The organism is Pseudosporangium ferrugineum, from assembly GCF_003002065.1.
In the GTDB taxonomy this organism is placed as follows: Bacteria; Actinomycetota; Actinomycetes; order Mycobacteriales; family Micromonosporaceae; genus Actinoplanes; species Actinoplanes ferrugineus_A.
In genome coordinates this window covers 792,828-805,811 of record NZ_PVZG01000001.1, presented here as the reverse complement: position 1 = coordinate 805,811, position 12,984 = coordinate 792,828, and the positions used below count along the sequence as shown (strand labels likewise).

Annotated in this window: 6 protein-coding genes; 4 read left to right on the top strand and 2 right to left on the bottom strand. The window is 74.4% G+C overall.

Annotated elements, in window-relative coordinates; translation table 11 throughout:
• Nucleotides 1–9 precede the first annotated feature (9 nt).
• Nucleotides 10–1,761 carry a dynamin family protein gene (locus CLV70_RS03470; RefSeq protein WP_106124815.1) on the top strand — a complete coding sequence of 584 codons (1,752 nt, stop codon included), beginning with the start codon at nt 10–12 and terminating at the stop codon, nt 1,759–1,761.
• Nucleotides 1,758–3,188, top strand: a complete 1,431-nt coding sequence (locus CLV70_RS03465; protein WP_106124814.1) for a dynamin family protein — start codon at nt 1,758–1,760, stop codon at nt 3,186–3,188. Before CLV70_RS03470 ends, CLV70_RS03465 begins: the two co-directional genes overlap by 4 nt.
• On the opposite strand, the gene CLV70_RS03460 is transcribed toward CLV70_RS03465, so the two are convergent.
• Nucleotides 3,170–5,677 carry an Hsp70 family protein gene (locus CLV70_RS03460; RefSeq protein ID WP_158277690.1) on the bottom strand — a complete coding sequence of 836 codons (2,508 nt, stop codon included), beginning with the start codon at nt 5,675–5,677 and terminating at the stop codon, nt 3,170–3,172. The two genes, CLV70_RS03465 and CLV70_RS03460, sit on opposite strands and share 19 nt — an antisense overlap.
• Nucleotides 5,678–5,993: 316 nt before the next feature.
• On the bottom strand, nt 5,994–7,097 hold the full coding sequence (locus CLV70_RS03455) for a pentapeptide repeat-containing protein (protein WP_106124812.1): 1,104 nt from the start codon (nt 7,095–7,097) through the stop codon (nt 5,994–5,996).
• Between the two features lie 189 nt (nt 7,098–7,286).
• On the opposite strand from CLV70_RS03455, the gene CLV70_RS03450 reads away from it, so the two are divergent.
• Both CLV70_RS03450 and CLV70_RS03445 read left to right on the top strand, forming a co-directional pair.
• The gene (locus CLV70_RS03450; RefSeq protein WP_425440104.1) at nt 7,287–9,500 is read left to right on the top strand and encodes a glycoside hydrolase family 9 protein; all 2,214 of its coding nucleotides are present in this window, start codon (nt 7,287–7,289) and stop codon (nt 9,498–9,500) included.
• Between the two features lie 192 nt (nt 9,501–9,692).
• Entirely contained in the window at nt 9,693–12,977 is a 3,285-nt protein-coding gene (locus CLV70_RS03445; RefSeq protein WP_106124810.1) for a fibronectin type III domain-containing protein, read from the top strand.
• Nucleotides 12,978–12,984 lie beyond the last annotated feature (7 nt).

Sequence of the window (12,984 nt, the reverse complement as noted above, 5' to 3'; positions counted from 1 at the left end):
TGAGGACGGTTGCCCACGGACCTGCCGGCAGAGCTCGAGGCGGCGCGCCTCCTGGCGGCCGGCAACGACCGGCCCGACCTCGCGGAGCGGCTGGCCCGCTCGGCCGGCCGGCTGGCCTCCGGCGAGGTCACCGTCGCCGTGGTCGGCGAGTTCAAGCAGGGCAAGAGCACCCTGGTCAACGCCCTGCTGCGGACCGACGTCTGCCCGGTCGACGCCGACGTGGTCACCGCAGTGCCGACCGTCCTGCGCTACGGCACGCCCGCGGCGGTGCACCTGCGGGTCCCCGCCGAGGACGGCAGCCTCACCGCCGTACCGGTCCCCTTCGACCAGATCCGCCGGCACGTCACCGAGGGCGCGCCCGCCGGCGACGGGCCCGCGCCGCGCGGCGTGGAGATCCGGCTCGACCGGCGGCTGCTCGGCGCCGGACTGACCCTGGTGGACACCCCGGGCGTCGGCGGGCTCGACTCGGCGCAGGGCAACCTGACGCTCGGCGCCCTCGCCACCGCCGCCGCGGCCCTCTTCGTCACCGACGCCTCCCAGGAGCTGACCGCCCCCGAGGTCGACTTCCTGCGCCGGGTCGCCGAGCGCTGCCCGTCGGTGATCTGCGTCCTCACCAAGACCGACCTGCACGCCGAGTGGCGCCGCATCGCCGAGCTCGACGCCGCCCACCTCGCCGCCGCCGGCCTCGACGTGCCGATCGTCGCCGTCTCCTCGTTCCTGCGGCTGCGCGCCCAGGCCCGCGACAGCACCGAGCTCAACGCGGAGTCCGGCTTCCCGCGCCTGGTCGAGACGCTGCGCCGGGACGTGCTCGGCGCGGCCCGGGCCGGGGTCGAGGCCGCGGCGCGCGCCGAGCTGGCGTTCGTCGTCGGGCAGCTCCGCGAGCGCGTCGCGGCCGAGCAGGCTGCCGCGTCCGCGCCCGCCGCCGCACCGGCCCTCTCCGATCGGTACGCCCAGCTGCACCGCCGGGCGCAGGCGGCCGGCTCCTGGCAGACCGTGCTGGGCGACGGCATCCAGGACCTCACCGCCGACGTCGACCACGACCTGCGGGAACGGTTGCGGCGGCTGCTGCGCGACGGCGAGGAGCTGATCGACGCCTCCGACCCCCGGGACACCTGGACCGACTTCCAGGCGTGGGCCGCCCGCGAGGCCGCGTCCGCCGCCGCCGACAACCTCATGCTCCTGGTGACCCGCAGCGACCAGCTCGCCCGGGAGGTCGCCGAACGCTTCGACGTCGAGGTGGACGCGTTCGGCGCCGACCTGCCCGCCCCCGACGCCGGCCTCGCCAAGGTCGCCGACCTCGACGTGACCTTCCACCGCTCGGGCATGCAGCAGTTCCTCGGGGCGTTCACCGCGGCCCGGGTCACGTACGGCGGGTTCTACCTGCTCGGGGCGGTCGGCGCCCTGTTCAACGTCGCCCTGGCGGCACCGATCGGGATCATCGCCGGGCTCACCCTGGGCCGCCGCCTCGTCAAGCAGGAGCGGGAACGGCAGGTGCAGCAGCGCCGCCAGCAGGCCAAGGCGGCGCTGCGGCGCTACGTCGACGACGTCACGTTCCACGTCGGACGCGACTCCCGCGAGGCGGTACGCCGCACCCAGCGGTTCCTGCGCGACGAGTTCGCCGCGCGGGCCGCCGAGATGCAGCGGTCGGCGGCGGGCACGGCCGCGGCCGTACGCGAGACCGCCGCCCTGCCCGATGCGGCCCGCCAGGCCCGGGCCCGGCAGCTGGCCGCCCTGCACGAGGAACTGGACCGCCTGTCATGACCCTGCTCGCCGACGTCCGGGCCGTGCTCGACCGCGCCGCCGCCGAATCCCGCGACCCCGCCGTCCGCGCGGCGATCGGGGCCGCCCGGCGGCGCGTCGACGAGCCGCTGCGGGTGGCGATCGCCGGCAAGGTCAAGGCCGGCAAGTCCACGCTGCTCAACGCGCTCGTCGGCGAGGGACTCGCGCCCACCGACGCGGGGGAGTGCACCCGGATCGTCACCTGGTACGCCGACGGGCCCACCTACGCGGTCACCGCCCACCTGCGCGACGGCGGCGCCGAGCCCCGCCCGTTCGACCGGGCCGGCGGCGCCGTACGGATCAGCCTCGGCCGCCCCGCCGAGCAGGTCGACCACCTCGAGGTGCGGGTGCCGAGCGCCCGGCTGCGGCAGCACACCCTGATCGACACGCCGGGCATCGCGTCGCTCTCGACCGACGTGTCGCTGCGCACGATGGCGTTTCTCGAGGCCGAGGGGGAACGCGCCACGCAGACCGACGCGGTGCTCTACCTGCTGCGCCACATGCACGCCAGCGACGTACGGTTCCTCGAGTCGTTCCACGGCGACGGCCTCGCCGGCGGCAGCCCGGTCAACGCGGTCGGCGTGCTGTCCCGGGCGGACGAGATCGGCGGCGCCCGCCTCGACGCGATGGAGGCCGCCGCGCGCGTCGCCGCCCGCTACGCCGCCGACGAGCGGCTGCGCCGGCTCTGCCCGGTGGTCGTGCCCGTCGCGGGCCTGCTCGGCGCCGCCGGGGCCACGTTGCGCGAGGACGAGTTCCGCACGCTGGCCGCGGTCGCCACCGAACCCATGGACGCCATCGTCGAGCTGCTGCTCACCGCGGACCGCTTCGCCGACTCGGCGCCGGCCCGCCGGGCGGTGCTGGAACGGTTCGGGCTGTTCGGCGTACGGCTGGGAGTGCGGCTGATCCGCGAGCAGAAGGTGCTCGACTCGGCCGACCTGGCCCGGGCGCTCACCGCGCACAGCGGCATCGAGCGGCTCCGGGAGGTCTTCGCCGCCCAGTTCGCCGGCCGCAGCGAGGTGCTCAAGGCCCGCTCGGCGCTGGCCGTCCTCGACGAGTACCTCGACCCGGAATCGGCGGCGGCGGCCGAGGTCGAGCGGATCCGGGCCAGCGCCCACGAGTTCGTCGAGCTGCGCCTGCTGCACCTCGTCCGCTCCGGCCGCCTGCCCGGCCGCCCCGGCCAGCTCGCCGAGATGGACCGCCTGCTCGGCGGCGACGGCGCCGCCGCGCACCAGCGCCTCGGCCTGCCCGCCGGGGTGGCACCGGAGGCGATCGGCGCGGCGGCCCGGTCGGCGCTGGCCCGCTGGCAGGCCGTCGCCGAGCACCCGCTCTCGGCCCGGGAACTGCGCACCGCGGCCCGGGCGGTGGCCCGCAGCTGCGAGGCGATCCTGGTTCAGGACCAGCAGGGATGACCCTCCCGGGCGTCGCCCGGGGTCAGCTTGACCTCGTCGCTGCCGTCCGCCTTCACGATGATGATCCGGGGGTCCTCCAGCGGGCCGCGGGTGAACGCCAGCCAGGAGTTGTCCGGCGCCCACGACGGGTCCATCTCCCGGGCGGGATCGTCGGTCAGCGGCCGCGCCTTGCCGCCGTCCGCGTCGGCCGCCCAGATGTCCGAGAGCCCGGGCCCGGTGCTCCGCGTGTACGCGATGAGGCGCCCGTCCGGCGACCAGGCCGGGTCCACGGCGGGACCGGTGTCGCCCTCGGTGATCCGCCGGCCCGGCTCGTTCGGGTCGTCGACGGTCAGGGCGTACACGTCGCGCTGCCCGTCGCGCTCCACCCAGTACGCGATCTCCTTGCCGTCCGGTGACCAGGCCGGATCGTCCTTCAGGTCGCGGGAGAACGTCAGCTGCTTCGGGGCGCCGCCGGCCACCGGCGCGACGAACATCTGGCCCCGCCCGTCGACCTCCTTCATGAAGGCGAGCTTGGTGTCGTCCTTCGACCAGGCCGCCCGGCCGCCGGTGACGCCGGTGAGCAGCCTCCGGGCGTTGTCGCCCGACGCGTCCATCACCCAGATCTCGTTCCTGCCGTCGTCGAGGTTGCGGGTCAGGGCGATCCGCTTCCGGTCGTGCGACCACTCCGGCAGCACGTCGCCGCCGGTGCCGGAGATCAGCACCGGCTCGTCGACGCCGGGGGTACGCAGCATGACGTTCGACTTGCGCTCGGGCCGGCCGGCGCCGCCCGTGTCCACCCGGATCAGCATGGTGTCGGTCGGGTACGGCAGCGTGCTCGCGGTCGGCGTGGGGCCGGCACCCTGCGGCTTCGCGCCGCCATCGCCCCTGCTGAGGATGACCGCCAGGGTGGCGGCGCCGGCGATGACGGCCGCGGTGAGCACGCCGGCGAGCAGGATCATGCCCCGGCGCTTCCGGCCGCCGTACTCCCCGCCGCGGTCCGGCGGCGGAGGGTGGTGCACCGGCCCGCCGGGCGAAATCGGCGGCTGGATCACCTGGTGGTGGGGCGGCTCCTGGAGGGGCGCGGTGGCGAAGGCCCGGGTCGTTGTGACCGGGGGCGGCTGCGGGGCGGAGACGGAGGCCGCGCCGCGGGAGTAGGCGACCGGGGGCGGGCCGGCGGTCTCCACCATGGTCGCCGCCGGGCCGGCCTGCGGGCGGGCCGGCGCGCTGCCGACCGGCACCCGCGCCGTCACCGGCTCGGCCGGGGCCGTGATCTCCTCGGTCTCCGCCGGGGCGGTGATCTCCTCGGTCTCCGTGGGGGCCGCCTCCACGGGCTCGGTCTCCGCCGCGGCCGTCTCCGCGGTCCGGTCCGGGGTCGCGGCCGGGTAGGTGGTCCGCTCCGGGGTCGGGGCGGGGTCGGCCGTGGCGAAGGGGGAGGCGCCGCCGGTGATCGTGGCCGTGGACACCGCCGCGCCCATCGCGATGCTGTGCTCCGGGTGCGGGTCCGCCACCACCGGTCGGTCGAACGCCGCTGTCAGCAGCTGACTCACCAGCGGGATGCGCGACGAGCCGCCCGCCAGCAGCACCGCGTCCAGCTCCTCCGGCGCCACCCGCGCCTGGCGCAGGGCCCGCCGCATCGCGGCGATCGTGTCCTCCAGCGCCGGCGCGATCATGGACTCGAGCTCGGAGCGGTTCAGGCGTACGCGGGTGTGCACGCCCGGCAGCGCCACCGGGATCATCACCTCGGTGTCGAAGGACAGCGCCTCCTTCGCCTCGACGCAGTCGCGCCGCAGCCGGGCGAGGGCCGCGAGCACCTCCGGATCGTCCGGGTCGAGCCCGGCCGGGGCGTCCCCGAGCATCTCGATCACGTGGGCGAAGACCGCCTCGTCGAAGTCGGCGCCGCCGAGCTGCTCGACCCCCTCCGGCTCGCCCAGCAGCAGGAACCCGTCGCCCTCCCGCCGCAGCACCGCCGCGTCGAAGGTGCCGCCACCCAGGTCGTACACGGCGACGGTCTCACCCGCCGCGATCCGCCGGGCGGTGGCATGCTGCAGCGCGGCCGCCTCCGGCTCGGTGCGCAACAGCACCGGTCCGGTCTCGGCCATCCGCAGCGCCTGGTCCAGCTGCTCCCGCTTGTACGGCCCCCAGTTCGCCGGATGGGTCACGGTCAGCACGGCGGGCGGCCCGCCCTCGAGCCGGGCCACCGTGTCGAGCACGTGCCGCAGCAGCTTCGCCGTGAGCGCATGCGCGGAGAACGGCACCCCGCCGGCCAGCACCGGCACCGGGTCGCCGATCCGCCGCTTGAACTCCCGGGCCAGCCGTCCGGGCTCGCTCAGCCCCCGCCGCTCGGCGGCGTCCCCGATGAGCAACTCCCCGTCCGCCTGCACGAAAATCAGCGACGGAATCTCCGCCCGCCGCCCCCCGAGGCGCACAACCTCGACCCGCCCGTCCCTCCGGACGGCGGCCGCTGTCTGGGTCGTGCCGAGGTCGATGCCCAGGCCGTACTGCTCCACCACAGCTCCAGACCTTATTGCCCCAGCGCCACGCACGGCACCGCCGGACGGCCGGTGTCGGATCAGCGTCACCCTCCCGCGCCCCCTTCCGCCGGGCCCGGGCCTGCCTGCGCGAGACGCCGCTCACCCCTGACCGGAGCCGGGCCGGTCCGCACGGCCTCCGCGATGCAGCTCTGGCCGGAGCTGGTCCGGTCCGTGGGCGGCCTCGCCGGTCCGTGGCGCCGCCGGTCCGTGGGTGGCGCCGCCGGTCCGTGGCCTCGCCGGTCCGTGGGTGGCGTCGCCGGTTCGTGGCGTCGCCGGTCGTGGGTGGCTCGCCGGTTCAGCTCAGGCCGAGGCCGGGTGGGAGTTCGGTGTTGCCGTCGAGGCGGGCTGAGCGGAGTTGGCGGGCGGTGAGTCCGGTCGCGTCCGGTGGGGTCAGGACGGCGCCCTCGAGCCGGGCGTCGTCGAGGATGGTGCCGGTCAGGGCGGTGGAGGTCAGCACCGCGCCGCGGAGGTCGGCTCCGCTCAGGTCGGCGCCGCTCAGGTCGGCGGCGGTGAGCAGGGCGCCGGCCAGGGTCGCGCCGCGTAGCAGGGCGCCGCGCAGGTCGGCGCGCATGAGGTTGGTGTCGGTGAGGTCCGCTTCGGACAGTTCGGCGTCCCGCAGGTCGGCTCCGGGCAGCTCGGCCGTGGCCAGGAACGCCCCGGCGAGGCCGGCGCCGGGCAGGACGACCCCGGGCAGGGTGAGCGGGTGCCGTTCGGGCCGCCGGGGGCGCCGGCCGAGCACCGTCAGCGCGGTTCGCACGTCGGTCGGCAGCCCGCCTCCCGCGCCGCCGGGGAGTCTCTGGGCCTCCGCGCCGGTCGGCTCCGGCGGCTCGGCTCCGGTCGGCTCCGGCGGCTCGGCGCCGGGAGAGCGACCGGTGGCGGATGGTGGACCGCCGCCCGGGGCGCCGGGTGGGGCGGAGGTGCGGTCGCGGACGAAGGCGGCCAGGACCTCCATCACCGTGGTGTGGTTGCGGTCCGATTCGTGCATGAGGTGTTCGAGGGCGTAGATGCCGCCGACGCGTTCCACCAGGCGTTCGGAGGCCAGTTGGGACATGGCCTTGGCGTAGCGGTCGGCGATCTGGCCGCGGCGGGTGAGGAAGAACGAGCGGGCGGTGAAGGCGAGGCCGCCCAGCGCGAAGGCGCCGGCGATGCCCGCGAGCAGCACCTGGCGGGTGGCGTTCAGGGCGGCGGAGCGGTCCTTCGTGGCCACGCCGGCGAGCGGGGTGAGGGCGGCCGACACCGGTCCGAGCAGGACCGTGACCAGGGCGAGTCCACCGAGGACGGCGGCGGTCACGGTGAGGACCGGCCAGCGGCGGCGGGCGTCCGCGAGCCGGGCCAGGCGGGCCTCCGCGCGGTCGAGGGCGGCGCGGATCCCGCGGGATCCGGGGCGTGAGGCGCTCATCGCCCCAAGTATCGAGCACGGCGGAAGTCCCGAGGGCGGCGGAAAGTGCCGAGGGCGGCGGAAAGTGCCGAGGGCGGCGGAAAGGGTCCCGCCCGGCGTCACCGGATGTTTCGCTGGTGTTGACAGCGTGTGACCTGCGCATCAACATATGTCCACCAACCTATGGAAGCGCTCCCAAGGAGACTGTCCGTGAAACGCGCAATCGGTGCGGCCGCCGTTCTCGCGGCCGCCTTCTTGGTCGTACCGTCCGGGCCCGCCCTGGCCGACGAGGTCGAACAGGTCGTCAACGGCGGCTTCACGGCCGGCGTCGACCCCTGGTGGTCGAGCCCCGGCATGCCGATCACCCTCACCGACGGGCGGGCCTGCGTCACCGTGCCCGGCGGCACCACCGACAAGTGGGACGTGTCGGTCGGCCAGAACGACATCGATCTCGTGGCGGGGGAGACGTACCGGTTCTCGTTCACCGCCTCGGGCGCCCCGGAGGGCCACGTCGTACGGGCGATCACCGGCCTGTCCGTCGCGCCGTACGACACGTACTTCGAGGCCTCGCCCGCCCTGACCGTCGCGGGTGACTCGTACGCGTACACCTTCACCTCGGCGGTGACCACCGCCCAGGCGCAAGTGGCGTTCCAGCTCGGCGGAAGCGCCGAGTCCTGGGGTTTCTGCGTCGACGACGTGTCGCTGCTCGGCGGCGTCCCGCCGGAGGTCTACGAGCCGGACACCGGTCCCCGGGTACGCGTCAACCAGGTCGGCTACCTGCCGTCCGGGCCGAAGCGCGCCACCCTCGTCACCGCGGCCACCACCGCCCTGCCGTGGCAGTTGAAGAACTCGGCCGGCGCGACCGTGGCCCGCGGCCGCACCACCCCGCGCGGGACCGACGTGTCCTCCGGGCAGAACGTGCACTCGATCGACTTCAGCGGTTACCGCCGGGCCGGCACGGGCCTCACCCTGGTCGCGGACGGTGAGACGAGCCGGCCGTTCGATCTCGGGAAGCAGGCGTACGACCGGCTGCGCGCCGATTCGCTCAAGTTCTTCTACACCCAGCGCAGCGGCGCCGAGATCCGCGCGGACCTGCGCCCCGGGTACGCCCGCCCGGCCGGCCACGTCGACGTGGCGCCGAACCTCGGCGACGGCGACGTGCCCTGCCAGCCCGGCGTCTGCGACTACCGCCTCGACGTCACCGGCGGCTGGTACGACGCCGGCGACCACGGCAAGTACGTCGTCAACGGCGGCATCTCGACGTGGCAGCTGCTGAGCGAGTACGAGCGCGGCACCCGCGTGCACGCCCCGAACCCGTCGCTGGCGATCCCGGAGAGCGGCGACCGCGTCCCGGACATCCTCGACGAGACCCGCTGGGAGCTGGAGTTCCTGCTCAAGATGCAGGTGCCGGCGGGTCACCCGTACGCGGGCATGGCGCACCACAAGATCCACGACGCTGCCTGGACCGGGCTGCCGCTGCTGCCGCACCTGGATCCGCAGCAGCGTGAGCTGCACCCGGTCTCGACCGCCGCGACGCTGAACCTGGCCGCGACGGCGGCCCAGGCGGCCCGGCTCTACCGCCGCTTCGACCCGGCGTTCGCGAAGCGGTCGCTGGCCGCGGCCCGCACCGCCTTCACCGCGGCGCAGGCCAACCCGGCACTGTTCGCCCCGGTCACCGACGGCACCGGCGGCGGCGCGTACAACGACAGCGTCGTCGACGACGACTTCTACTGGGCCGCCGCGGAGCTGTACCTGACCACGGGCGAGAAGCGCTACGCCGACGTGATCCTGGCCTCGCCGGTGCACACCGCGGACATCTTCGGCGCGGGCGCCTTCGACTGGGCGAACACTGCGGCCGCGGGCCGCCTCGACCTGGCCCTCGTGCCCAGCAAGCTGCCCGGTCGCGCCGAGGTCAGGGCCTCGATCGTACGCGGCGCCGAGAAGTACCTGGCCATCCAGAAGGCGCACCCGTACGGCGTCCCCTACGCCCCGGCGAACAACATGTGGGACTGGGGCTCCAACAGCACCATCCTGAACAACATGGTGGTGCTGGCCTCGGCGTACGACCTCACCCACGACCGCCGGTTCCGCGACGCGGTCCTGGAGGGCATGGACTACCTCCTGGGCCGCAACGCCCTCAACATGTCCTACGTGACCGGCTACGGCGAGGTCAGCTCCCACAACCAGCACAGCCGCTGGTACGCCCACCAACTCGACCCGGCCCTGCCGAACCCCCCGGCCGGCTCCCTGGCCGGCGGCGCCAACTCGTCCATCCAGGACCCGTACGCCCAGAGCAAACTGACCGGCTGCGTCGGCCAGTTCTGCTACATCGACGACATCCAGTCCTGGTCGACGAACGAGCTGACGATCAACTGGAACTCGGCCCTCGCCTGGATCGCCGCCTTCACGGCCGGCCTCCACTGACCCCCTCCCGGCGCCGGGCGACCCGCAACGCCCGGCGCCGGCAGGGCCCCCGGCTGCCGGGTCCCCAGGGCGTCGACAATCATGGCAAACCGTCACGAATAGGGTGACGTTTAGCTATATTCCCGATGTCAGCCTTTCGGCACGGGGAGTCTCAGAATGCGCTCGGATCGCTCCGCCAGCAGTCAGCGCCGTATGTCCCGGCGGTGGGTCGTCGCATTCCGGGCAGTCTGCCGGCGGACCGCGGCCGTACTCGTCGTGTCGCTGGTGGCCAGCGGCCTCGTCGCCGGGGGCTCGGCCGGGCCCGCGGCGGCAGCCACCGGCTCCGACCCGTACGCCGACCTGTACATCGTCGGGCAGTACAACTCCTCGCTGCTGCGGATCGCGGCCGGCGGCGGGGAGACCAGCGTGGGCAGCGGGCTGAGCGACCCGTACCAGGTGAGCCGCGCGCGCGACGGCTCCCTCTACGTCGCCGACGCCGGCAACAACCGGATCGTCCGGATCGCCGCCGACGGCACCCAGACCACCGCCGTCACCGGGCTGAGCTATCCGAACGCGGTGAACATCGACTCGACCGGCACGATCTACGTCGGCCAGGGAAACCAGCTGCTCAAGGTCGTCGGCGGCGTGCAATCCACGATCACCGTCCCGGGCGGGGTCACCCCGTACGGCATCGCGGTCGATCCCAGCGACAACGTCTTCGTCGCCGACTACACGCGCAACCGCGTGATCAAGGTGACCAGCACCGGCATCGTGAGCGTGTACGCCACCGGCATCGCCTTCCCGACCGGCATCGTCGCCGACGCCAACGGCGTCGTGTACGTCACCAGCGCCACCGCCTACACCATCATCCGGATCGCGACCGACGGCACCTGGACGCCCTTCGCCACCGGCGTCCAGTACTCGTGGGGTCTGGCCATCGACGGCCGCGGCAACCTCTTCGCGTCCAGCAACGGTTCCAGCGCCGTGTACAAGATGCCCCCTGACTTCCCCGGCGGCAACGCGACCGCGATCGTCACCGGCCTGAACAGCCCGATCGGCCTGGTCGTCAGCTCCGCGCCGCCGCCGCCGACCGCCGTCGCCGGCACCCCGGGCGACACCAAGGTCACCGTCGACTGGACCGCGTCGGCGACCTACGGCGGCTGGCCCGTCACCAACTACACGGTGACGTCCAGCCCGGGCAACCACACGTGCACGACCAGCGGGGCCACCACCTGCGAGGTCACCGGCCTGACCAACGGGCAGGCGTACACCTTCACGGTCACCGCCACGAACAACGGTGGGGTCACCGGCCAGTCCGCGGTCAGCGACCCGTCCGCGCAGGTCACCCCGGCGGCGCCGGGGCCGCCCAGCGCGCCCGCGAGTCTGACGGTCGTTCCCGGCGCAGGCGAGCTGGACCTGAGCTTTCCGCCGGCCGGCGGTAGCGGGATCCTGCGGTACGAGGTGTCCGTCGACGGCGGCGCCTGGACAACCCTCACCACGGCCGGTACGGACCCGTTGAGCGCCACGGTCGGCAACCTGACCAACGGCACCACGTACGGCATCAGGGTCCGCGCTGTCAACGCGAACGGCGACGGCGGCGCGGTCGGCCCGGTCGACGGCACCCCACGCACCGTGCCCGGCGCACCGACCGGAGTCGGCACCACCGGCGGCAGCGAGTCGGCGACGGTGACGTTCACCCCGCCGGCCGACAACGGCGGCAGCTCCATCATCGACTACGAGGTGTCCACCGACGATGGCGGCACCTGGACGAGCGTGACGACCACCGCCGGCGCCAATGGCACCCGGGTGGCCACCCTGACCGGTCTGACCAACGGTACGGCGTATCAGGTGAAGGTCCGCGCGGTGAACGCCGCCGGCCCGGGCGCCGAGTCCCCGGCATCCTCGGTCACCCCGGCCGTCCCCGTCATCCCCCCGCCCGTCCCCAGCCCCCCGGCTGCGCCGGCGTCAGCGACCGCCACGGCGGGCACCTCGTCGATCGCGGTGTCCTGGCCGGCCGCGTCCGGCGCGGTCACCGGCTACACCGCGTACGCGTCACCCGGACCAGGGTCTTGCGCGACGACAGCGTCGGACACCTCGTGTGTGATCGGCGCCGTCGCCGGCACCAGCTACGTCGTGACGGTCATCGCCCAGGGGCCGGGCGGCAGCTCGGCGCCGTCGCCGGCGTCGAACGCGGTCATCCCGTCCGCGCCGGTGCCCCCGGCGCAGGTACCCGACGACGTGCCGCTGACGTTGACCACGGACAAGGGCCGGCTCGCGCTCGCCGCTCCGGCGCAGCAGATCACCGTCATCGGCACCGGGTTCGCGCCCTACTCCACGGTCCAGGTGAGCATCTACTCGGCGCCGATCCAGCTCGCGACGGTCACCACCGACGGCAACGGCACCTTCTCCATGCCGGTCACCGTCCCGGCGGACCTGGCGGCCGGACAGCACACCTTCCTGGCCGTCGGCGTCAACGAGGCCGGCACCGCCCGCAAGATCGGCCTGCCGGTGACCGTCCCACCGACCCGCTCCGGCAGCACCGGCACCAACTCCGACACCCAGCGGACAAACCTGCCCGTCCCGGCCGGCGGCGGCATCACCCTGCTCGACGCCGGCGGCCGGCCGGTCACCATGGTCACCATCGACGGACAGGGCACGTACGCACTCGACGCGACCACCGGTGTCATCACCTTCGTCCCCGTCGCCGGCTTCGCCGGCACCGCCAACTCCGTCACCTACCGCATCAGCGACGCCGTGGGGTCCGTGGTCACCGGCACCTACACCGCCGTCGTGACCGAGGGCGGCGCCGGGACTCCCGGACCGTCTCCGTCGACCGGCTCGGCGAAGGTCACGGTCACCAAGCTCATGGTCACCCGGGGCGCACCGGCCCGGGCCACGCTTCCGGTCATCGTCACCTTCACCTCGGCGATCAAGGGCCGCAACACCGTCGTGCTCTGGAGCACCGTCTCCGGCAAGCGCGTCATCCTCGGCACCGGCCGGGTCGGCATGACCACCGCCGGCCGCCGGGCCGCCGTCACGGTCAAGCTCAACCCACTCGGCCGGGCCATGGCCGCCACACCGGGCGGGTACCCGGTCGCCGTCGCCGGCACGACCGTACCCGCCACCGGCCGGACCCTGCGCGCCACCAGCCGCACCCGCCTGGTCCTCAACCAGTTCACCGTGCCCCGCTCGGTGTACTTCGGCACCGACTCCAGCCGCATCAGCGTCGCCCAGCAGCGCTACCTTGTGACGCTGCGAGCCAAACTCAGCGGAGCCCGGGCGGTGACCTGTATCGGCCGTACCGACGACCGCGGCAGCAAGAGCTACAGTCAGCGGCTCGGCAAACGCCGCGCGACGGCGGTCTGCCGGCTCGTCAGCACCCGCCCGAATCTCACGACGCACGCGATCTCCAAGGGCGAGGCGAACCCCACCGCCGGCAACGACACCGCCGCAGGAAGGGCCCGCAACCGCCGGGTGGACATCACCATCCACTACTGAGCGCGTA

Bases quoted from the DNA above. Each gene is read 5' to 3' on its own strand.
- CLV70_RS03465 (WP_106124814.1), top strand. From the start codon at position 1,758: ATGACCCTGCTCGCCGACGTCCGGGCCGTGCTCGACCGCGCCGCCGCC.
- CLV70_RS03455 (WP_106124812.1), bottom strand. From the start codon at position 7,097: ATGAGCGCCTCACGCCCCGGATCCCGCGGGATCCGCGCCGCCCTCGAC.
- CLV70_RS03445 (WP_106124810.1), top strand. From the start codon at position 9,693: ATGTCCCGGCGGTGGGTCGTCGCATTCCGGGCAGTCTGCCGGCGGACC.